General features: G+C 36.9%; 23 protein-coding genes and 2 other annotated features. Of the genes, 14 read left to right on the top strand and 9 right to left on the bottom strand.

Annotated features, from left to right (window positions below; translation table 11 throughout):
* Positions 1-51: 51 nt before the first annotated feature.
* The 6 genes from exsF to MKX66_RS13510 form a co-directional block, all read right to left on the bottom strand.
* Complete coding sequence (gene exsF / locus MKX66_RS13535) at positions 52-555, bottom strand: exosporium protein ExsF (protein ID WP_002011391.1); 504 nt, start codon at positions 553-555, stop codon at positions 52-54.
* A gap of 167 nt (positions 556-722) precedes the next feature.
* Positions 723-1,193 (bottom strand): spore coat protein CotY, encoded by a 471-nt coding sequence (cotY, locus tag MKX66_RS13530; protein WP_002011392.1) that lies wholly within the window; start codon positions 1,191-1,193, stop codon positions 723-725.
* Positions 1,194-1,336: 143 nt separating this feature from the next.
* Positions 1,337-3,403: an ATP-dependent helicase gene (locus MKX66_RS13525; protein WP_002140859.1), complete on the bottom strand. Its 2,067-nt coding sequence runs from the start codon at positions 3,401-3,403 to the stop codon at positions 1,337-1,339.
* A gap of 99 nt (positions 3,404-3,502) precedes the next feature.
* The gene (locus MKX66_RS13520) at positions 3,503-3,925 is read right to left on the bottom strand and encodes a GNAT family N-acetyltransferase (RefSeq protein ID WP_193652805.1); all 423 of its coding nucleotides are present in this window, start codon (positions 3,923-3,925) and stop codon (positions 3,503-3,505) included.
* Between the two features lies 1 nt (position 3,926).
* A complete protein-coding gene (locus MKX66_RS13515; RefSeq protein WP_002011397.1) occupies positions 3,927-4,445 on the bottom strand; it encodes a YjcG family protein in 519 nt (172 codons plus the stop codon).
* A 90-nt stretch (positions 4,446-4,535) separates the two neighbouring features.
* Positions 4,536-5,267: an alpha/beta hydrolase gene (locus MKX66_RS13510; RefSeq protein ID WP_215590926.1), complete on the bottom strand. Its 732-nt coding sequence runs from the start codon at positions 5,265-5,267 to the stop codon at positions 4,536-4,538.
* A gap of 203 nt (positions 5,268-5,470) precedes the next feature.
* On the opposite strand from MKX66_RS13510, the gene MKX66_RS13505 reads away from it, so the two are divergent.
* Complete coding sequence (locus tag MKX66_RS13505; RefSeq protein ID WP_088294060.1) at positions 5,471-6,382, top strand: DMT family transporter; 912 nt, start codon at positions 5,471-5,473, stop codon at positions 6,380-6,382.
* 181 nt (positions 6,383-6,563) lie between these two features.
* The gene (locus MKX66_RS13500) at positions 6,564-7,139 is read left to right on the top strand and encodes a Crp/Fnr family transcriptional regulator (RefSeq protein WP_002030491.1); all 576 of its coding nucleotides are present in this window, start codon (positions 6,564-6,566) and stop codon (positions 7,137-7,139) included.
* Here the strand turns inward: MKX66_RS13500 and MKX66_RS13495 are convergent.
* A complete protein-coding gene (locus MKX66_RS13495) occupies positions 7,129-7,800 on the bottom strand; it encodes a DUF4386 domain-containing protein (RefSeq protein WP_016119823.1) in 672 nt (223 codons plus the stop codon). The two genes, MKX66_RS13500 and MKX66_RS13495, sit on opposite strands and share 11 nt — an antisense overlap.
* A gap of 87 nt (positions 7,801-7,887) precedes the next feature.
* On the opposite strand from MKX66_RS13495, the gene MKX66_RS13490 reads away from it, so the two are divergent.
* Positions 7,888-8,283, top strand: a complete 396-nt coding sequence (locus MKX66_RS13490) for a PH domain-containing protein (protein WP_002140864.1) — start codon at positions 7,888-7,890, stop codon at positions 8,281-8,283.
* Between the two features lie 30 nt (positions 8,284-8,313).
* On the opposite strand, the gene MKX66_RS13485 is transcribed toward MKX66_RS13490, so the two are convergent.
* Both MKX66_RS13485 and putP read right to left on the bottom strand, forming a co-directional pair.
* Positions 8,314-8,712 carry an Ig-like domain-containing protein gene (locus tag MKX66_RS13485; protein WP_002011406.1) on the bottom strand — a complete coding sequence of 133 codons (399 nt, stop codon included), beginning with the start codon at positions 8,710-8,712 and terminating at the stop codon, positions 8,314-8,316.
* Positions 8,713-8,875: 163 nt separating this feature from the next.
* Entirely contained in the window at positions 8,876-10,354 is a 1,479-nt protein-coding gene (gene putP / locus MKX66_RS13480; RefSeq protein ID WP_341086376.1) for a sodium/proline symporter PutP, read from the bottom strand.
* 307 nt (positions 10,355-10,661) lie between these two features.
* Positions 10,662-10,900, top strand: a binding site (T-box leader).
* A 42-nt stretch (positions 10,901-10,942) separates the two neighbouring features.
* Positions 10,943-11,187, top strand: a binding site (T-box leader).
* A gap of 51 nt (positions 11,188-11,238) precedes the next feature.
* Between putP and trpE the strand changes: the two genes are divergently transcribed.
* From trpE to MKX66_RS13425, 11 genes are all read left to right on the top strand, one after another.
* Positions 11,239-12,657 (top strand): anthranilate synthase component I, encoded by a 1,419-nt coding sequence (gene trpE / locus MKX66_RS13475; protein WP_078175503.1) that lies wholly within the window; start codon positions 11,239-11,241, stop codon positions 12,655-12,657.
* Positions 12,654-13,241, top strand: a complete 588-nt coding sequence (locus tag MKX66_RS13470; protein ID WP_201066440.1) for an anthranilate synthase component II — start codon at positions 12,654-12,656, stop codon at positions 13,239-13,241. Before trpE ends, MKX66_RS13470 begins: the two co-directional genes overlap by 4 nt.
* Positions 13,238-14,263, top strand: a complete 1,026-nt coding sequence (gene trpD, locus MKX66_RS13465; protein ID WP_044437821.1) for an anthranilate phosphoribosyltransferase — start codon at positions 13,238-13,240, stop codon at positions 14,261-14,263. Before MKX66_RS13470 ends, trpD begins: the two co-directional genes overlap by 4 nt.
* A gap of 1 nt (position 14,264) precedes the next feature.
* Positions 14,265-15,026 (top strand): indole-3-glycerol phosphate synthase TrpC, encoded by a 762-nt coding sequence (gene trpC, locus MKX66_RS13460; RefSeq protein ID WP_078175505.1) that lies wholly within the window; start codon positions 14,265-14,267, stop codon positions 15,024-15,026.
* Positions 15,023-15,637 (top strand): phosphoribosylanthranilate isomerase, encoded by a 615-nt coding sequence (locus MKX66_RS13455; protein WP_016119827.1) that lies wholly within the window; start codon positions 15,023-15,025, stop codon positions 15,635-15,637. The genes trpC and MKX66_RS13455 overlap by 4 nt, the downstream gene beginning before the upstream one ends.
* Positions 15,634-16,827 (top strand): tryptophan synthase subunit beta, encoded by a 1,194-nt coding sequence (gene trpB, locus MKX66_RS13450; protein WP_002086917.1) that lies wholly within the window; start codon positions 15,634-15,636, stop codon positions 16,825-16,827. Before MKX66_RS13455 ends, trpB begins: the two co-directional genes overlap by 4 nt.
* 3 nt (positions 16,828-16,830) lie before the next feature.
* On the top strand, positions 16,831-17,607 hold the full coding sequence (gene trpA / locus MKX66_RS13445; protein WP_341086371.1) for a tryptophan synthase subunit alpha: 777 nt from the start codon (positions 16,831-16,833) through the stop codon (positions 17,605-17,607).
* 74 nt (positions 17,608-17,681) lie between these two features.
* On the top strand, positions 17,682-18,041 hold the full coding sequence (locus MKX66_RS13440) for a DUF4029 domain-containing protein (RefSeq protein ID WP_002149751.1): 360 nt from the start codon (positions 17,682-17,684) through the stop codon (positions 18,039-18,041).
* 115 nt (positions 18,042-18,156) lie between these two features.
* Complete coding sequence (locus MKX66_RS13435) at positions 18,157-19,656, top strand: L-lactate permease (protein ID WP_341086370.1); 1,500 nt, start codon at positions 18,157-18,159, stop codon at positions 19,654-19,656.
* 92 nt (positions 19,657-19,748) lie between these two features.
* Entirely contained in the window at positions 19,749-20,432 is a 684-nt protein-coding gene (locus MKX66_RS13430; RefSeq protein WP_341086369.1) for a YukJ family protein, read from the top strand.
* A gap of 159 nt (positions 20,433-20,591) precedes the next feature.
* Positions 20,592-21,131, top strand: a complete 540-nt coding sequence (locus MKX66_RS13425; RefSeq protein ID WP_002158839.1) for a sigma-70 family RNA polymerase sigma factor — start codon at positions 20,592-20,594, stop codon at positions 21,129-21,131.
* The last annotated feature ends 2 nt before the right edge of the window (positions 21,132-21,133 follow it).

The raw sequence follows: 21,133 nt of genomic DNA, 5'->3' as shown, positions 1-21,133 counted from the left end.
TTTATTGTAAAAATAAAAAGCGGTATTTCAATTAAGAAATACCGCTTTTTACTAGCTAATTTGTGCAACTGTTAATGCTGCAGCACGGATGTCTACAGTTCCAAGCAGTTCAACTGGTACAATTTGAATTAAGTCACCAGGGTTTAAGTTAATAAGAATAACACCACTGGATACGTCTACTTCACCAGTACCAATAACGTTAGAGCGAACCGCTGTACCTGATCCAGGAATAATGTTAGCTGGTGTACCTAATGATAAGAAGAAACGACCAGCTTCTGGTGCAGTAGGAACGTTATCAAGACTGATCGTTAATGTATAACTGATTTGATAAATACCAGCTACTTGAATTCGAATACCGTCTCCGACACTTACTGTATTATTTATTACAGGAACAGTAATATTTGGGTTTGGACTTACGCTAGGTAATAGTAGTGGTGTGAATAGTGAAGCGAACTGAGGTGCAGAAGCGTTGAAAGCAAAACCGAAGGCAGGTAGTGTACTAGCTGGTTTCGCCTCACAATCAATGTTATTAAATTCGCAATCAGAAGAGAACATGTTTTTCACTCCTTTATCTGTTTCTACTTTTAGTTAATGAAAAGGACAGGTTCTATGTTCTAGACAAGTTCCCAATTTTATAAAAAATACATAATAATACCTTTTAAGCATGGATTGGGTGGCAGAATCATCTGCCACCCAATCCATGCTTAAATTAGTATTCAGTTTTATATAGAAACATCGCGTAAGCATTGAATAGCGCAGAAGCAACTTAAATCAACAGTAATACAAGAGGAGGTTGATACTAATCTTGCATTTGGTACAGCTAAAAATGTACAGATTGGATCATCACCAGGTGGTACAGAGGTACCATCACCTAAAACTACAGTTAATACACGCAATACAGCACAGTCATCATCATCTATACTCTCTACACGGAAAATTGGAGATTGGCAGCTAGTAAGGCTTGCAGATGGTGCAAATGCTTCAAAAGGTGTTCCAGCTTTTGTGTATAAAATAAAAGGACGTGTATTCGCTACTGATGCAGTGTTATGTGCTCCTAAAAATGGAACTTCGCAACCAGATCCACATGTTGTGGTTGCACATTCTTGTAGTTCATGTATAAAACGAACGACATTAGATACACAGTTGAAATCACAATCATGGTGTTGATGATCTTCATTACAATTGCAGCTCATTATGTTCACTCCTTATCGTGAGTTCTGACATACACTATTACAATATGAACGGGATATGGTTGATATTACGTTAATTCTCAGGATAGAAACAGGGAATTTATATAGAGGGGATGTACATATCGTGATATGGAAAAAGACACCCATTATTTAATGGATGTCTTTTCAGGTAAATCTTTTTGCGCAGTATATAGAAAACGAGATATATCTAGTTTCTTTCCTCTGAAAAATTGCGGGGAGGAAATGTAAAGTTCTTCTTTTGCGCGTGTAATGGCGACATAGAGTAATCGTCGTTCTTCTTCTAATGCTTCAGAAGTCTCCGTCACACGGTCATTTGCATCTTTTAAAGAAGAAGTATGCGGCAATATACCATCGCTTGCTCCGAGTAAAAAGACGCATGGAAACTCAAGGCCTTTCGCGTTATGAATTGACATAAGCGATACAGCATCTTTTTGCGGCATTGTTTTTAATGCTTCCATTTCTTTTTGACCTTGAATGGCCTCGTTAATAAATTGTAAGTAAGCTGGAATATCCGTAAAGCGAGTTGCTGATTCCATTAATTCTTCTAACATTTCTTCTTGTATGTCCTTATGCATCGTAAAGGAAGAACGATCATTACTTTGTAAGTACTCTAAATACTTTCCTTTACCATGAATAATTTCTTTCAATGCTTTTTTCGGTTCAAGTTCTTTTATAAACTTAATAAAATCGATTCGCTCATTTACTTTTTTAACTTGAAAAGGTTTCAAGCTTGGGTTTAGTAATAGAAAATGAAGAAGAGAAGGGAAACGGCCCTCACCATATTTCCATTGTTCACGTTCAATAAATGAAATGCACTCATCACGGCCAATATACATTGTTGGTAATATATTTGAAAGTGATTCGAGGCGGAACGGTTCAAGCACGAGTCGTAAGTGATCTAATACGGGCCTAATTAAAGAATGTTCGTAGAACGATTGGCTCGCTCCATGTTTAATAAATGGAATCTTATGAATTGTAAGCTGATCAAGTAAAGAACGGCTTACAGAATGTGTACGATATAATAAACAAAAATCTTTATAATTTCGTTCACCACTATCTACTTTTTCCTGAATGAGTTGCAAAATTTGATTTGCTTCATCAAGAGTTGTCACAGGTCGTGCATAAAACGGCTGTATGCCATCGTTACGAACAGAATATAGCTCTTTATCAAAACGTTCTTGATTGAGCTTAATAACTTCATTTCCAAGTCCTACGATAAATGGATTAGATCGATAATTCGTATTAAGTGCGATAATCGTAGTATTATCAAATTCCTTTGGAAAAGATAAAATAATTTGGTGACTTGCCCCTCGCCAGCCGTAAATCGCTTGATCGTCATCACCTGCGATAAATAAATTATTTCTCGGTGTGGCTAACAATTTTACAATTTCATATTGTGCATACGACGTATCTTGAAACTCATCTACTTCAATGTAATGAAAACGCTCTTGTAATTGAGTAAGCAGGGGAGCGTTATTTTCTAACATATAATACATTTCTAATAAGATGTCGTCAAAATCGATATAATTGTGTCGTTGTTTTACCTCTTCGAAACGTTCGTATACTTCTTTGAACTCTTGTTCAACCGGTGTTTTCGCTTTTACATCTTTCGGACGATTCAAGTTGTTTTTCTCAAGTGAAATCATAGCGAGTATCGTTTCGGCATCATAATCGTCTTTTAAGCGCAATTCTTTCAAAATTTTCTTTATCATAATTTGTTTATGTTTTTCATTTGCTAAAATTTGCTGATTATATCCTTGACTACGAAGCAATTTTAAAAAGACAGAGTGGAATGTACCAGCAACGACATAGCTACTTGCGGCATGATTCATACCAGGTAAATTCGCTACACGGCTTCGAATTTCTTCAGCTGCTTTTTGTGTAAACGTCAGCAGTAAAATATTTCGCGGATGGACATGTTTTACATTAACTAAATAACCAACGCGAGTTGTTAAAACAGATGTTTTACCACTTCCAGCACCAGCTAGTGTAAGGACAGGTCCTTCTGTCGTTTGCACTGCTTCTAACTGTTTTTCATTTAAATAAACACCTTGCTGTTCTAAAGCGCGGAAATACGCCGCATCTGCATCTTCTTCCATAATTAAATGGGTAGATGTTTTCGGAATATGATACGCCGCTTGCGGAATGCCAGCGTGTGTTAACGGTTTTTGTGAAAATTTTTCTTGTGTCATATATTCACCTTCAAAACTATAGCATCAACATTTAACTTTAGCGGAAGAAAAAGAAAATAGCAATGTAAAAAACAGGAGGGGCTACCTCCTGCTACAAAATTATAATTCTTTTATCATTACGATGTGTGGGATATTTGCTTCCATAAACACATCAGAAGCCGTCACGTATCCTAGCTTTTTATAGAAAAATTCAGCATGTGTTTGAGCATGGAGTTTCAATTTCGGTAGAGACTCTTCCTTCGCATACGCTTCAAGTGCATCCATAATGATTTTACCAATGCCTTTTTTACGATGTGAAGCTAGTACGCAAATGCGCTCCATTTTTCCTATTCCATCAACGATGCGGAAGCGACCAGCACCAACTGGAACATCATTATCATATATAACAACGTGTGTTGAAATCTCTTCAAACTCATCATACTCTTCTTCTGCAGAAACACGTTGCTCATTTACAAATACTTGCTTACGTACAGAGAATGCATCTCTTAGTTGTTCGTCCGTTTGTACGATTTGTGCGTGCAAATTAGTTGTTCTCCTTTCCAAGGTGGAATGTTTCATGTACAGTCCACGTTCCATTTTCTAATTGGTATAGAAGGTGGAAACGATCGATTGGTTGCTCATAATAGAAATCTTTCATACGTAATCGACCTAATACATCAGCGTGCTCTGCGTCTGATAAGTCTTGACCGATTGTTAAATGAGGTACGAAAGAGTACTCGCGCTCTTGTGTAAAGAAACCATTATGCATTTCTTCATTTAAGAAAGTAAGTTCAGGTGTTTTTTCTACTTTAAAATAAAGAACATTATTAACAGGTGCGAATGAACCGACTTTCCCAACATGAAGGGTGAAAGGGTTCGTTTTATTTGCGATTGTATGTAACTCATTCACAATCGATTCTAATTGTTCATCTTGCGTCTCAAAGGGTGTTTTCAATGTAATATGTGGCGGAACTAATGCGTAATGCGGATCATAACGTTTACGTAATCCGTTAGCTTTATCTTGAATCATTTTTGATGGGAAAATTACAATTCCTAATTTCATGTTCCAATTCCTCCCTTTGCAAGTCTAGTTAGATTTTGAGAATAAATCTCTTTATCTATTATATCAAATTATTCTGAATACCGCTCTCTATTATTTCATTGATAGAATATGAGAAAATGCTTTTGGTAAATCTGCTTGCCAATATTTCCATGTGTGATTCCCTTCAAACTCTTCATAATGCGTGATGAAATTTCTATCTGTAAGTAGTTTATTTAACTCGCGATTTGGTTCTACGAAATCAGATACTTGTCCGTCTGTACGCTTGACAGCTGTTTCTTCGGTCCCAATTACGTGATAAAGATCTAGCGCCCCCGGATTTTTGAAATCTTTTGCTAAGTTCATGACTGTTTCATCAACAAATGGTGATTGCATAACGACCTTACCAAATGTATGCGGATACATAAGTGCGGTCATGAAGGAAACTGTACCGCCGAGAGAATCTCCAATTAAAACGCGTCCTTTACCCATTTGATACGTTGGATAATTTGCATCAATATATGGAGCAAGCTCGTGAGCAAGGAAGCGAATGTAAGCAGCATTCTTTACATCATTTGGGAAATATTTTTCCTTACGATCGTGTACATTTTTATATGGAATACCGACAATAATTGTGCGGTCGATTTCTTCAGTTTCACGAAGACGCTCAATTACACGGTGCGCTTTACCAAGCTGAAAATAATCTCTACCATCTTGTGCAATAACAACCGTATGCTTATGGAGAGGTGTGTAATTTACTGGTAAATAAACAAGAAGTGTAAGCTCCTCTTGAAGTGATGTACTAAAAAATGAAATTTCTTCAATTTTCCCTATTGTTTGATTCATGTATATCCCCCTAAATAAAAATTTACTGTAATGATTGTAAGAGCAACGCTTGTAGTGAAAAGGAAAGAAATAATCACTAATAGGTGCCTTAATTTCTATTTTACCATAATGGTACGAAGAATCTAAAAAATTAGTATTTAAGTTGTGAAAGAAAACGGATATAATGAAGTGGGATTTTTTACAGGTGAGAGGGGAGACAGGATTTGAAACAAGAAAGATCAATCGCACTACCACTAGCAATTTCCATTATAGCAATTTCATTCGCAGCTGTTTTTGCAAAGATGTCCTCAGCACCATCTTCCGTTTTAAGTATGTATCGATTATGGATTATCGTACTTATTATGCTGCCGATCGTTTGGAAAAAACGGGAAGAGTTTAGTAGGATTCAAATAAAAGATTGGGGATTTTTAATTGGATCTGGTTTCTTTTTAGCTCTTCATTTTCTTCTATGGTTTGAATCCTTAAAGCATACGACAGTTGCTAGTTCGACGATTATTTTAGCACTTCAACCGATCGTATCTTTAGTGGGAGGTTTTTTCTTATTTAAAGAAAGAACAACCTATCCAGCAATTGCGACGATGGGAATTGCGATACTAGGCGTAATGTGTATTGGCTGGGGAGATTTAGGGCTAAGTGAGCAAGCAATTTATGGGGATATATTATCCTTTTTAAGTGTAATTGCAGTTGTCGGTTATTTATTTATCGGACAAACGACAGTAAAGAAAGTATCTCATTGGATTTATAGTTTCACTGTATTTGCCTTCGCTGGTATATTTATAGCGATTTATAACGTTATACTTCAAGTGCCATTTACAGGCTATACGAAGTGGGATTGGAGTATTTTTCTTTTACTTGCGATTGTACCGACAGTGTCACACGTCATTAATAATTGGTTATTAAATTACGTAAATGCAACAACGATTTCAATGAGTATTTTAGGAGAACCAGTTGGGGCATCTATACTAGCGTTCTTCTTACTTGGAGAGAAATTAAACGCAATGCAAATTATCGGTAGCATGCTCGTATTGTTTGGTGTATCTGTTTTCTTACTACAGCAACAAAAGCGAACAGCAAAAAATGTGGTGAACGAACCGGCTTATACACAGGAATTATAACGAGTTTATTCTAATATACGAAAAGAGAAGTTATTGGTAACTTCTCTTTTTTTTGTTCCATGCAGAAAATAAAACAGATTAATAGGGGGAATTCCCGCCATGTAGCATGAAAAAAGATAATATATAGTGGAGTTACATCATACGTTTCTCATACAAATATAGAGGGGGAAGGAGAGACCAAATGAAAGAGATTTTAATGAAATACATGACAAATCTTACAACATTAAGTGAAGAGCAGCAGCGCATGATCGTAGAAGAATTACAAATTGAAGAGTATAAAAAAGGAACAGTGCTCCTAGGGCAAGGAGATGTTCCGTCTAAATGTTATTTTGTATTAAAAGGATGCGTGAGGCAACATTGTATAGATGAATCTGGAAAAGAAGTTACATCAAATTTTTATACAGAAGAACAAGCAATCGCAAATTTCAATCATCATAAACAAGATAAATTATCCCCACATACGTTAACGTGCCTAGAAGATTGTCTAGTTGTAGTTGGCGATCTGTATAGTGAAAAGGACATGTATAAGAAATATTCACAGTTAGAAGAAATGACGCGCCAAATGATTGAATACAATTTTGGTGAAGTACAAGAAGAACTTACATTATTTATTACATCGACACCAGAAGAGCGCTACAAATCATTATTACAAAAACGACCGCATTTAATCAATCGTGTTCCTCAATATCAATTGGCAAGTTATCTAGGTATTACGCCAGAATCATTAAGCAGAATTAAGAAACGACTCAAACAGTAGAGTTTTTTCCACCTCTAAGCAATAGCCATATACTAAATCCTAGTTCACCTGTGATCATCGGTAGTTGAAAGACAACGTTAAGAATGGAAATAATCGCATCATATTGTGAAAATATCGTATTCATTACGTTAATGATGATATAGCCGATTGCAGCAATGAGCAGTAATATACTAATAGTCTTCGGTATGTTTTTAGATTGAAAGGTTACGTACCCTAAGGTGAGAAGATGTAAGCCGAAAATGATTAATCCTACAGACCAAATGTATTCAAAAGCTTCTAGAAATAACATTGTATATGCTTCTGAATTAGCAACTGTGCTTTTTGAAAGAAGTAATACAAATGTTAAATTGAATATAGCAATACCAAGTATAGCTGTATACATAAGACGAAGACAGGTAGCTAGCAATGAGAGGCTAGTATGGATAGGTTTTAGAAAGAAATAAAGAGCCCACGAGGCGATAATATCCGTAATAAAAATGATAATCCATCCGAAAATTTCTGCTTTGAAAAGTGAACTTGAAGTTTGAATATTATGGAGTGTCGTGCTCGCATTACTTGGTACAACGAGATTTCCGTGAACAAAACCGTAAGAAAAAAATGCAGTGAATGCCATCATAAGAAGAGAAGTGCCTGCAAATAAGGCAAAATTTCGCTCAGTCATAATACGTCCTCCTATTCTAATGTTGTTTTCATTGTAATAGGGAAGAGGAGGAGATTCATTGACTTAAATCAAGGGAGAGGAAGTTTAGTGGAATTTCTATCAAAAAAAGATGTATGGTTATATCCGATTTTTTTCGTTGTCATTGGAGCGTGTTTTGCTCCCATATTTGCAGGGAGAGAATATTTTCTCTTATTTTTTACAATTCCGTTGGCTATACTGTTTAGTTGGAGTTGGTTTTCAACAAAATATATCGTTAAGGAAGAAATAATTATAATTACATCAGGTCCCGTTAAAAAACGTATATTTATACGAGACATAAAACGAATTTCCAATACAAAAAATCCAATCGCAGCTCATGCACTATCATTCGATCGATTAGAAATTGTTTACGGATCATATGAAACAGAACTTATTTCTCCAAGAAATAAAGAAGAATTTATTTTGTTGTTAAAAAGAAAAAATCCTGGGATTGAAATAAAGTAAGAGAGTGGATTCATATCTACTCTCTTTATGTCACTTTGGATTTGTCATATAAGGTTGCACGTGAACGACACATAAGTCGCGGAATTTTCCTTCAGCAGTTGTGACAATTACTACTGCTCTTCCTGCACTTTTTCCAGTAATCGTTACTGTCTCACCTTTCGGATAGATGGTGATGACGTCGGAGTTCATATTTGTCCAAATAAGCTCTTGATTTTTTGCCTGCATTGGCAAAACGGAAGCTGATAAATCGGCACTTTGTCCGGTTTTTATTTTAAGCTTATTTTTCTGTATGTGAATACCAATTACAGATATAACAGAAGGAGCAATTGAAATTTTGGATGGATTAGGTTGTATGTTTAAAAGAGAAGTAGAAGTGTTTGTGATAGGTGAAAATTTTCTTATATGTTGTTGCTGTAAAGATGCTAACATTGTGGAGTCCCCTTTCTGTATAGGTGTCGATACTAATAATATAAAGGAAGAATGTTATAGTAAATTTAACGAAACATAAAGAAATTGTTAAATTCGAGAAGAATATTGTCGAAATGCGGTTAAAAGAAAGCTCTGCTGTTATCGTAACAGCAGAGCTTTCTTTTTATAGATTATGAATATGTTGTTTTTCAAAATTCTCAAATTGCTCTTCAACTTCTTTTGAAGGTTTAGTTAGTAAACTAACAATTATGATCACTATTAAACTAATAGCGAAACCAGGGATCATTTCATATAAGAAATCTTTTAGGAACTTAAACTGTGTCCAAATAATTACTGTGGCTGCACCTGAAATCATACCAGCAAGCGCGCCCCATTTCGTCATACGTTTCCAATATAAGCTTAATAAAATAGCAGGTCCAAATGAAGAACCAAATCCAGCCCAAGCATATCCAACAAGAGCTAAAATCGTATCATTTTGTTTAAGCGCTAATGCACACCCAATTAAAGCAACACCAAGAACAGCCATACGACCGACAAACACAAGTTCTTTATCAGAAGCAGAACGCTTAAAGAATGTTCTATATAAGTCTTCTGTTACTGCACTTGAGGTAACGAGAAGCTGAGAAGAAATTGTGCTCATAATAGCTGCTAAAATAGCGGCTAATAAAAATCCAGTAATAAGTGGATGGAATAAAATTTTTCCAAGTTCAAGGAAAATTGTCTCTGGGTTAGATAATGTCAAACCTTGTTGTGAATAGTAAGCAATACCGATAAGACCAGTAAACATAGCTCCGACAACAGAGAAAATCATCCAGCTCATACCAATTCTTCGCGCGCTTTTAATTTCTTTTACAGACGAAATAGCCATAAAGCGTACGATAATATGAGGTTGTCCAACATAACCAAGGCCCCATGCGAATAAAGAAATCATTCCTAAAGTAGAGGTACCTTTAAAAATATCTAGACGTGTTGGATCTACAGATCGAATTGTATCAAATGCAGGTCCAAGTCCGTTTGTATTCATAATTGTTACGATAGGAACAAGAATAAGGGCAACTACCATAATGATTCCTTGCACGAAGTCTGTCCAACTTACTGCTAAGAAACCACCAAATAATGTGTAAGCTACAACAACGCCGGCTACAATGAGTAATCCAACATGATAGTTTATACCAAATGAATTTTCAAATAATACAGCGCCTGAAACTAATCCTGAAGCTACATAGAAAGTAAAGAAAATCATAATAACAAGTCCGGATACTAAGCGTAGCATATGAGATTTGTCGTGGAAACGGTGTTCCAAAAATTCTGGAATAGTAATAGAGTTGTTTGCAATTTCAGAGTAGGTACGTAAGCGAGGAGCGACATAAAGCCAGTTTGCGTATGCGCCTAGTGTTAGGCCGATCGCAATCCAACTACTACTTAATCCAACGCTAAACATTGCACCGGGTAATCCCATTAAAAGCCAACCACTCATATCAGATGCTCCAGCACTTAATGCTGTTACTGCGGGGCCTAGTGTACGCCCGCCAAGCATATAATCTGTTAAGTTGGACGTTCGTTTGTAGGCGAAATAGCCGATTACTAACATCCCGAGCATGTAAATAGAGATAGAAGTTAAAGTTAACATCTGCGTACTCATGTAGTTCCCCTTCCTTTTGTCATGTCTTTTGATGCATTTTGCATATTTATAATCTATCATGATTATTCTGAAAAATCCATACGGAAATACGAATTTTCAGAAATGTAAGCGTTTTTTGACATCATTTTACTTTTTAAATATATAAATTTCAGACAAAAAAACCTTAATTTTAATAGAGTATTTATTATATTTACATAAAAACACGTTGTTTTGTCAATATAATATTGAAAGAAGGGAGAAATATTTTTTTGAAAAAAGTATTGACTTGTGAAAAAAGTTAGGTCTATAATGAGTGCAACTTAAAAAAATGCAAGCGTTGATGAAGAAGAGTACACATGATGAACATGTCAGAGAGCTGATGGTTGGTGCGAATCAGTATGGGATTGATGTGGAATGGGCTTCGGAGCTTCCAAACCGAAACGAAAGAAGTAGGCTTTGGCGACATGATCTCATCGATACAAGAGACACGTATTATTTTTTGATACGGCAAAGTGCGTTACATTCGTAACGAATTAAGGTGGCACCACGGGAGTACCCGTCCTTTCTATAGGATGAGTACTCCCTTTTTGTGTACAAAAAATTAAATATGTTAAATCGTTTAAGTAAGAAGAGTACGTATATTGGAGACGTTTCAGAGAGCCGGGGACAGGTGGGAGCCCGGTGCGGTGCCATATACGGAATGGGCTTACGAGAGGTATGCTGAACAATTATTTTCAGTAGGCAACCCGGGTTCCGCCGTTACAAGGATAAGGTATATATGTTGTACCTGAATAAAGCGGGATGCTTTTGCGTCCAACCTGAGGTGGTACCACGGTAAATTTATCGTCCTCTACATATTTCGATATGTAGGGGACTTTTTTATTTTTCAGAGTGAGGTGAAAGGCATGATGACAAAAGAGGAATTTATGAAGCAAAAAGAACAAAGAAACACATTTTTAGTAATTGCTGAAGAAGAAGGAGATAGCATTACGCCAATTTCTTTATATAGACGTATGAAGGGAAAGAAAAAGTTTTTATTAGAAAGTTCGCAGCTTCATCAAGATAAAGGGCGCTATTCTTACTTAGGGTGTAATCCTTATGGAGAAGTGAAAAGCGTTGGTATAGAAGTAGAGCGAATGATGTATGGGAAAAAAGAAAAGCTGCAGGGTAATGTACTGCAAATGCTAGAAGAGGTAATCGCACCAGCGCAAGTAGACAGTCCATTTCCGTTTTGCGGGGGAGCAGTTGGATATATTGGCTATGACGTCATTCGGCAGTATGAAAACATTGGAGCAGATTTACACGATCCATTAAATATTCCAGAAGTACACCTTTTACTATATCGTGAGTTTACCGTTTACGATCATTTACGCCAAAAGTTGTCATTTGTATATGTATGCAGGGAAGACGATTCAGCTTCTTATGAAGAAGTATACGAAAGATTGCAAGTATACAAAGAGGAAGTGCTAAAGGGAGAAGAAGCGGAAGTAAGTGAAATACAATCAATATTATCATTCACTTCTTCAATAACTGAAAAAGAATTTTGTGAAATGGTAGAAACAGCGAAAGAATACATTCGGGCCGGAGATATTTTCCAAGTTGTATTATCCCAGCGTTTGCAAAGTGAATGTATTGGAGATCCATTTGCATTATACCGGAAACTTCGAATTGCAAATCCATCACCATATATGTTCTATATCGATTTTCAAGATTATGTTGTACTTGGCTCTTCGCCGGAAAGTTTGTTATCAGTAAGAGAGGATAAAGTGATGACAAACCCAATTGCTGGTACGAGGCCGAGAGGGAAAACGAAGCAGGAAGATGAGGAAATCGAAAAAGAACTGTTAGGAAATGAGAAAGAGCGAGCAGAGCATATGATGCTTGTGGACCTAGGACGAAATGATATTGGCAGAGTAAGTGAAATTGGCTCTGTGACGATAGATAAATATATGAAAGTAGAAAAATACTCTCACGTTATGCACATTGTATCTGAAGTTTACGGAACATTGCGAAAACAAACGAGTGGATTTGATGCATTAGCGTATTGTTTACCAGCTGGTACAGTATCAGGTGCTCCGAAAATAAGGGCGATGGAAATTATTAATACGTTAGAGCATGAAAAAAGAAATGTATATGCCGGAGCGGTTGGATATATTTCATTCTCAGGAAACCTTGATATGGCGCTAGCAATTCGAACGATGGTTGTAAAAGACGAGAAAGCGTACGTTCAGGCAGGAGCGGGTATCGTCTACGATTCAGACCCGGTTGCTGAATATGAAGAAACATTAAATAAAGCGAGAGCGCTTTTGGAGGTTATGAAATGATTGTACTTATCGATAATTATGATTCGTTCACATATAACTTGTATCAACTATTAGGCGAGTACGAGAAAGAAATTGTTGTCGTAAGAAATGATCAAATAACAATTGAACAATTAGAGGAGATGAAGCCGAAAGGAATTGTGCTCTCGCCAGGACCTGGGAAACCAGAAGATGCTGGAATTTGTATCGATGTTATTCGTCATTTTTATAAGAACGTTCCCATCTTAGGGATTTGCCTTGGCCATCAAGCGATCATATCCGCATTTGGAGGAGAAATTGTTAGAGCAGAGCGCATTAAACACGGAAAAACATCGCGTGTGAAACATAACGGAACGTCAATCTTTTCGTACGTAACGCAGCCGCTAACAGCAATGCGTTACCATTCACTCGTCGCAATGCAAAATAGTTTGCCGCAGTGTTTTGACATACTTGCGACAGCGATGGATGACGGAGAAATCATGGCAGTTCGTCACAACTATTATCCGCTCTTCGGATTACAGTTTCACCCAGAATCAATTGCAACAGAAGAAGGCGGAAAGTTAATACGTGCCTTTTTAGCAGAAGTGAAAGAGGAGGAGAGAGTATGAACAGTTATCTTCGAAAATTAGTAGAGGGACAACATTTAACAGAAGAAGAAATGTATGAAGCGGGACTTCTTTTATTAAGTGACAACATATTGGAAAGTGAAGTTGCAGCTTTTTTAGTATTGCTGAAAGCGAAAGGCGAAACAGCAGAAGAAATATACGGTCTCGTTCGTGCTCTTCGCGAAAAGGCATTACCGTTTTCAAATCATATAAAAGGCGCGATGGACAATTGCGGAACGGGTGGTGACGGTGCGCAAACATTCAATATTAGTACAACATCGGCATTTGTACTTGCCGGAGCTGGTGTAAAGGTTGCGAAACATGGAAACCGCGCTGTTTCTAGTAAAACAGGAAGTGCTGATTTATTAGAAGAACTCGGTGTAAACATAAGCTGTACGCCGGGTGAGATTGACTATTTATTAGAGAATGTAGGTATTGCCTTCTTATTCGCACCAGCGATGCATCCAGCATTAAGACGCATTATGAAAATAAGAAAAGAATTAAACGTTCCGACGATCTTTAACTTAATTGGACCGTTGACGAATCCGGTTAATTTAGAAACACAATTTGTCGGTATTTATAAGCGAGATATGTTATTGCCGGTAGCGGAAGTATTGCAGAAACTTGGCAGAAAACAAGCGCTCGTCGTAAACGGAAGTGGCTTTTTAGATGAAGCATCATTACAGGGAGAAAATCATGTCGTCGTTTTAAAAGATAATGAAATAGTAGAAATGAGTATTGATCCAGAAAAGTATGGTTTTTCAAGAGTGAAAAATGAAGAAATTAGAGGTGGGAATTCAAAAGAAAATGCAAAGATTACGCTCGGAGTATTAAGCGGAGAAAAGAGTGTCTATCGCGATACTGTTTTATTAAATGCAGGTCTAGCCCTTTTCGCAAATGGAAGAGCAGAAACGATTGAAGAAGGAATTACACTAGCGGCACATAGCATTGACTCTGGAAAAGCATTAGCCAAACTAAACTTATTAATTGCAGCAAGCCATGAAAAATTAGAAAGGGTGAATTAAAATGGGGACGATTTTAGACAAAATTGTAGAGCAAAAGAAAGTAGAAGTTGCGGAGTTATATGAAACATATTCACCAGTGAAAGAAAAAAGGAAAACACACTCACTTGTAAAAGCTTTAGAGCGGTTTACTGTAATAGCAGAGGTAAAGCGAGCGTCTCCATCAAAAGGCGATATTAATTTACACGTTGATGTGCCAAAACAAGTGAAAACATATGAAGAATGCGGTGCTGGAGCAGTTTCGGTTTTAACAGACGGTCAATTTTTTAAAGGGTCGTTTCACGACTTACAAACGGCAAGAGCAGAAAGTAACATTCCGCTTTTATGTAAAGATTTTATAATCGATAAAATCCAAATTGATAGAGCGTATGAAGCTGGTGCAGATCTTATTTTATTAATTGTTGCAGCATTGTCAAAAGAGAAATTAAACGAGCTTTATAACTACGTGCTAGAAAAAGGATTAGAAGCGATTGTTGAAGTTCATGATGAACAGGAATTAGAAATTGCAATCCGATTAAATCCGCACGTCATCGGTATTAACAACCGTAATTTAAAAACATTTGAAGTAGATTTAAGCCAAACTGAAAAGCTCGGAAAACGACTGAATGAGGAAAACCTACTTTGGATTAGTGAAAGCGGCATTCATTCAAAAGAAGATATTATTCGCGTCAAACGAGCTGGTGCAAAAGGTGTATTAGTTGGAGAAGCACTTATGACATCATCTTCTATAAGTAACTTTTTCGAAGACTGTAAGGTGAACATATGAAAGTGAAAATTTGCGGCATCACTGATGTTGAAACAGCAAAACATGCTTGCGAATACGGAGCAGATGCAATTGGATTTGTTTTTGCAGAAAGTAAGCGGAAAATCACTCCAGGACAAGCGAAAGAAATTATTGGGGAAATTCCAGCCCACGTTTTCAAGGTAGGTGTTTTCGTAAATGAATCAGTCGAAGTGATCCAGAAAATTGCAGAGGAGTGCGGGTTAACGCATGTGCAACTACATGGGGATGAAGACAATCATCAAATTAGGAGATTGAATATTCCGTCTATAAAAGCGGTAGGAGTAGCTTTAGAGAAAGATATTGAATATGCGAAAAAATACGATACAGATTATCTGTTATTTGATAGCCCGAAAGAAAAGTTCCACGGAGGAAACGGAAAGACATTCTCATGGGAGTTACTCGCACATATGCCAAACGAGTTGCGAGAGAAAACGATATTAGCTGGCGGATTAAACATCCTTAATATAGAAGAAGCAATTCGAACCGTTCAGCCATATATGATCGATGTGAGCAGCGGAGTAGAGACAGAAGGAAAGAAAGATCTAAAGAAAATAAAACAATTTATTAAAAAAGCGAAGGAGTGTTCAAAATGAACTACGCATATCCAGATGAAAAAGGTCATTACGGTATATACGGAGGACGATACGTTCCAGAAACGTTAATGCAATCCGTATTAGAACTAGAAGAAGCATATAAAGAAGCGATGCAAGATGAAGCGTTTCAAAAGGAATTAGATCATTATTTACAAACGTATGTTGGAAGAGAAACACCGCTTTATTTTGCGGAAAATATGACGAAGTATTGCGGCGGAGCAAAGATTTATTTAAAGCGTGAAGATTTGAATCATACGGGAGCTCATAAAATTAACAATACAATTGGTCAGGCACTTCTTGCGGTAAGAATGGGTAAGAAAAAAGTTGTCGCTGAAACAGGAGCAGGACAACACGGAGTTGCAACAGCTACTGTATGTGCACTTTTCGGTTTAGAATGCGTCATCTTCATGGGAGAAGAAGATGTGAGACGACAAAAATTAAACGTGTTCCGAATGGAATTACTCGGAGCGAAAGTAGAAAGCGTTGCGGCAGGTAGCGGCACATTAAAAGATGCAGTAAACGAGGCGCTTCGTTACTGGGTTTCACATGTACACGATACGCACTACATTATGGGATCAGTTCTCGGGCCACATCCATTCCCGCAAATTGTTCGTGATTTCCAAAGTGTAATTGGGAAAGAAACGAAAAAGCAATACGAAGCGTTAGAAGGAAAATTACCAGAAGCAGTCGTTGCTTGTATTGGCGGTGGTAGTAATGCAATGGGAATGTTTTATCCGTTCGTACACGATGAAGAAGTTGCTCTTTACGGTGTTGAAGCAGCTGGAAAAGGTGTTCACACAGAAAAGCACGCAGCCACTTTAACGAAAGGAAGTGTCGGTGTTTTACACGGATCGATGATGTACCTTCTGCAAAATGAAGAAGGGCAAATTCAAGAAGCGCACTCTATTTCGGCAGGGCTGGATTACCCAGGTGTTGGGCCAGAACATAGCTTGCTAAAAGATATTGGCCGCGTTTCTTATCATTCCATTACAGATGAAGAAGCGTTAGAAGCATTTCAATTATTAACGAAAAAAGAAGGGATTATCCCGGCATTAGAAAGTTCACATGCTGTTGCATACGCTTTAAAACTAGCGCCGCAAATGAAGAAAGACGAAGGACTTGTCATTTGTTTATCCGGCCGCGGTGATAAAGATGTAGAGAGTATAAAACGTTATATGGAAGAGGTGTAAAAAATGGGAGTAGAAAAAATTATAGCAGCGTTTGAAAATGGCAAGAAAGCATTTATTCCGTATGTAATGGGCGGAGATGGTGGACTTGAAAAGTTAAAAGAAAGAATTCGTTTTCTTGATGAAGCAGGAGCAAGCATCGTTGAAATCGGCATTCCGTTTTCAGATCCAGTCGCAGACGGTCCAACGATTCAAAGAGCAGGGAAACGAGCGCTAGATAGCGGTGTAACAGTAAAAGGTATTTTTCAAGCATTAATAGAGGTAAGGAAAGAAGTACAAATTCCGTTTGTACTCATGACATATTTAAATCCGGTACTCGCATTCGGAAAGGAACGTTTCATTGAGAGCTGTCTTGAAGCAGGGGTGGACGGTATTATCGTTCCAGACTTACCGTATGAAGAACAAGACATTATTGCACCGCTCCTTCGCGTGGCGAATATCGCTTTAATTCCACTCGTTACCGTAACGAGCCCTATTGAACGAATCGAAAAAATTACGAGTGAATCACAAGGATTCGTCTACGCCGTTACAGTAGCGGGCGTAACGGGAGTACGTCAAAACTTTAAAGATGAGATTCGTAGTTACTTAGAAAAAGTAAAAGCACACGTCCACTTACCAGTAGTCGCAGGATTCGGTATTTCAACACGAGAGCAAATTGAAGAAATGATTACAATATGTGATGGAGTAGTCGTTGGAAGTAAAGTCATTGAGCTGTTAGAAAATGAAAAGCGAGAAGAAATTTGTGAGTTAATACATGCAGTAAAAGAAACAGAAGAGGCTTAAGTCTCTTCTGTTTCTTTTGTGTAATAAATGTTAAAATATACAGAAAATACTTATAAATTAAAGGGTGAGAAGGCATGCTAAGACGTAAACTATTATATCTTCTTTTAACTGTACCATTATACGCTTGGCTCATTAGCATGACGAAAATAGAGTTGATGGCTCTATTTCTAGGGTATTTATTCATCTTTTCCAACTTAAACAGGATTCAAGAGCAATCTATTTTCGAAGTATGTATATTTTCGGTTAGTATAGAACTATTTAGTATCGTCTCGATTGTATTATTAAGTGAATTATTCCAATGGATCCATTCATTTGAATTAATAAAACTTGGGAATATTGTATTGCAAGTAATATGTGCTTATATTGTGTTTGTTGTACTAGAAAAAATGATTGGACAGCAGACGGTTTTTCAGGATAAAAGAAAATGGGAGTGATTCAAAAAGGAGCCAAAAGGCTCCTTTTTTGAATCTGTTGTAAAAACAATTGAAAAATATGACATCTGTTATATAATAGTTAAAAATTGTATTTTTAATGAAAAGAGATGATAGCATGGCCATATTGTTGGCGCTTATCCCGATTATGATGATTTTTATTTGTTTGTTTTTGTTTAAACAAACGTCATTAAGAGCCTCATTAATCTCTTATGCCGTTTCTGTCGGAATCGTTTTAATCTCGCCAACGTTTCAATTAGGGATAAGTGAAACTGTACACGCAACAATTAAAGGGTGGTTAATTTGTTTTATTGTCGGATACGTTTTATTTTTCGGTATTTTTTTATTTCACCTCATGAACAAAATGGGATACATCGATCAAGTAGCACGATTTCTAGAACAAGTCACGCGCGATCGATTATTGCAAATGCTTCTTATGTGTTTTGGTATTTGTCCACTTATTGAATCAGTGAGTGGATTCGGAATTGGTTTTATGGTCGCAGCACCTATTTTTCTTTCGCTCGGTTATAAACCGTTTCAAGCTGTGCTACTATCGTTTATCGGTTTACTTGCAAGTTCATGGGGCGCAATGGCAACGGGTACGATTATCGGTTCTCAGCTTATTAACATGCCGCTCACAACTCTTGGTACAAATACAGCATTATTAAGCATCCCGATTTTTGCATATTTTATCTTCCTTTCTTTATACGTTGTAGGTGGCTTTCAGGCAGTTATAGAAAAGTGGAAGGAAGGGATAGGATTCTTTCTATTATTTTCTCTTGGAATCTATCTTTCTAACGCATACGTAAGTGTTGAACTAGCGGGGATATTAAGTTCTATCGTTACCATTACATTTGGCTTTCTTATCATTAAATTAAAAGGGAAAAGTGAGCAAAATCTTATAACAGAACATGCGGCGGCAATGGAGAGGGAAGTATCTATTATAAAAATTATTAGCCCTTATATATTCTTAACTGTTTGTATTTTACTTTCTCGCCTCGTTCCAGCATTACACGATCTGCTCAGGTCATATGCAGTTCTCGATTTAAAATCATATTCTTACAAACTAGAGCTACTATATTCACCAGGATTTTGGCTCGCTATGACTTGTTTATTTACAATTATTTTCTTCCGCATTCCATCAAATATTATTAAACAATCACTCTCACAAACGATAAAACAATGGATTCCTTTCGCTATTACAACGACAATGTTTATCGCAATTTCAGAACTAATGGGTGCATCTGGTATGCATTCATTACTCGCAAAAACAGCTGGTGAAACATTTGGGACATTTTTCGTTTTCGTTGCTCCTTTCATAGGCGGAATTGGCGGCTTTTTAACAGGTAGTAACGCAGGATCAAATGCGATGTTTATAAAGCTACAAATGCAAACAGCGCAAAACGTAGCACTCCCGTGGCAATACGTCACAACGCTCCAAAACACCGCATCATCAGTAGCCACAATCGCTTGTCCATCACGGATTACACTAGGCGCGTATTTATGTAATATCCCTTATCGTGAAAATGAACTATTAAAGAAGACGACGTTAATGATTTTTGGTGCGGTGTTGCTTGTAGTGGTGGAGGTTATTGTTTGGTATATGTTGAGAAAATAAGAAAATCCTCCTGGGAAAGGAGGATTTTCTTTTTATATGGATAATGCCTAAAGTATGAAAAGCTTCTACTAAATGAATAGGAGATGAAATGTATGCCCCTAAAAAACTACGGCGTGTTAAAAGGTACAGTTATACAGTCAAAGATTGGAAAAGGGAACACACCTCATTATCAAGTTCATTTACAAGGCGAAGCAGAAGTAGATTATCGTATTGCAATTAACGTAAAGTCGCAAAGTTATCCGTCAGAAGTTTTATATTTTGCAAGCGAACATATTGATTCAGAAGCTATTCACATTTTACCGACATTACCATTCGGTTTTACAGAAATAAAAAACAATGAACCGAAAGTAGCTTTAGACTACGTAAGAGGTAATGTATTTGATTCAAAACAAATGATTCCTTTACCTGCTGAAAAAGCAGGAATTGATAATGATTTAAATGAAAAAATAGAACGTTATATAAAACGAGCAATAGATGAGAAAGCAATTATTTATGCGTTTGGTGAAAGGTGGGGACCAGAAGAAAAGGTTCCGGATTCGTATTTTCATTTTACACCTGGAAACGGTATACACGATATTCATATGAATCAAGGGAATGTAGAGAAATGGCAAGGTGATGATGGCAAATGGCAAGACGGTGGGATATTGATTCACTTTGAGAAGAAGGAAGAGTGGATTGGTATTTTTCTTGCCTTTCAGTCACAGTCATGGTGTACCGATGAAGAAGGGCATGCTCGTGTGCCGGTTGAGCATTGTGATTATAAGAGAAATAACTGATGAGAAGAGCTAGTTCAAAATGGACTAGCTCTTCTCATTGTATACAAGATATATAGTGATGAAATTATGTTTGTAATATTAAAAAATGGTGATAGGGTTATTGATTTTTATTCGTATTAGAAAGTAGGTACCCAATTAGCAGGACAAGGAGGTCTACCTTTGAAGATAACGGAAGAAAATGTTGTGCAACAAATTAAAAAGCGTAATGAGAAAAGCGTTACGTTTATTATTCAAACATACGGCGGTTTACTAAGCGTGATTATTAAAAGATATGTACAGAGTAATCAGCAAGATTATGAAGAATGCTTAGATGATGTATTATTAGCCATTTGGTTTCATATCGATTCATTTGATTCAAGTAAAAATACGTTTAAACAATGGATAGCAGCCATTGCTAAATATCGGGCAATTGATTATCAGCGGAAAAATGCGAGAAATCAGCAACAAACTGTCTGTACAGAGATTAATGATCGTCTGTATCAAGAACAAAGAAAACAAAATGACTTCTTAGACGTACAGGAATTGCTTAGTGAGTTGTCAGCAACAGAGCGGAACATTTTTGAAAAGTATTATTTAGAAGGTGTACCGTCTCGTGAAATTGCTTCCTATCTTAACGTGAAAGAATCATGGATTCATAACAAACTGTCACGCGGACGAAAAAAGCTCAAACAGATTTTTATTTTTAAAAATGGAGTGTGAGG

The organism is Bacillus sp. FSL R9-9530, from assembly GCF_038008145.1.
In the GTDB taxonomy this organism is placed as follows: Bacteria; Bacillota; Bacilli; order Bacillales; family Bacillaceae_G; genus Bacillus_A; species Bacillus_A mycoides.
The sequence above is the reverse complement of the archived record's forward strand: the minus strand, read 5'-3'. Positions and strand labels throughout refer to the sequence as shown.

What these genes read in the sequence shown, in the direction of transcription:
- MKX66_RS13440 (WP_002149751.1), top strand. Translation starts at nt 17,682, where the DNA reads ATGCTAAGACGTAAACTATTATATCTTCTTTTAACTGTACCATTATAC.
- MKX66_RS13430 (WP_341086369.1), top strand. Translation starts at nt 19,749, where the DNA reads ATGCCCCTAAAAAACTACGGCGTGTTAAAAGGTACAGTTATACAGTCA.
- trpC (WP_078175505.1), top strand. Translation starts at nt 14,265, where the DNA reads ATGGGGACGATTTTAGACAAAATTGTAGAGCAAAAGAAAGTAGAAGTT.
- MKX66_RS13515 (WP_002011397.1), bottom strand. Translation starts at nt 4,445, where the DNA reads ATGAAATTAGGAATTGTAATTTTCCCATCAAAAATGATTCAAGATAAA.
- cotY (WP_002011392.1), bottom strand. Translation starts at nt 1,193, where the DNA reads ATGAGCTGCAATTGTAATGAAGATCATCAACACCATGATTGTGATTTC.
- putP (WP_341086376.1), bottom strand. Translation starts at nt 10,354, where the DNA reads ATGAGTACGCAGATGTTAACTTTAACTTCTATCTCTATTTACATGCTC.
- MKX66_RS13435 (WP_341086370.1), top strand. Translation starts at nt 18,157, where the DNA reads ATGGCCATATTGTTGGCGCTTATCCCGATTATGATGATTTTTATTTGT.
- MKX66_RS13470 (WP_201066440.1), top strand. Translation starts at nt 12,654, where the DNA reads ATGATTGTACTTATCGATAATTATGATTCGTTCACATATAACTTGTAT.
- MKX66_RS13525 (WP_002140859.1), bottom strand. Translation starts at nt 3,403, where the DNA reads ATGACACAAGAAAAATTTTCACAAAAACCGTTAACACACGCTGGCATT.
- trpE (WP_078175503.1), top strand. Translation starts at nt 11,239, where the DNA reads ATGATGACAAAAGAGGAATTTATGAAGCAAAAAGAACAAAGAAACACA.
- MKX66_RS13510 (WP_215590926.1), bottom strand. Translation starts at nt 5,267, where the DNA reads ATGAATCAAACAATAGGGAAAATTGAAGAAATTTCATTTTTTAGTACA.
- trpD (WP_044437821.1), top strand. Translation starts at nt 13,238, where the DNA reads ATGAACAGTTATCTTCGAAAATTAGTAGAGGGACAACATTTAACAGAA.
- trpB (WP_002086917.1), top strand. Translation starts at nt 15,634, where the DNA reads ATGAACTACGCATATCCAGATGAAAAAGGTCATTACGGTATATACGGA.
- trpA (WP_341086371.1), top strand. Translation starts at nt 16,831, where the DNA reads ATGGGAGTAGAAAAAATTATAGCAGCGTTTGAAAATGGCAAGAAAGCA.
- MKX66_RS13495 (WP_016119823.1), bottom strand. Translation starts at nt 7,800, where the DNA reads ATGACTGAGCGAAATTTTGCCTTATTTGCAGGCACTTCTCTTCTTATG.
- MKX66_RS13455 (WP_016119827.1), top strand. Translation starts at nt 15,023, where the DNA reads ATGAAAGTGAAAATTTGCGGCATCACTGATGTTGAAACAGCAAAACAT.
- MKX66_RS13500 (WP_002030491.1), top strand. Translation starts at nt 6,564, where the DNA reads ATGAAAGAGATTTTAATGAAATACATGACAAATCTTACAACATTAAGT.
- exsF (WP_002011391.1), bottom strand. Translation starts at nt 555, where the DNA reads ATGTTCTCTTCTGATTGCGAATTTAATAACATTGATTGTGAGGCGAAA.
- MKX66_RS13485 (WP_002011406.1), bottom strand. Translation starts at nt 8,712, where the DNA reads ATGTTAGCATCTTTACAGCAACAACATATAAGAAAATTTTCACCTATC.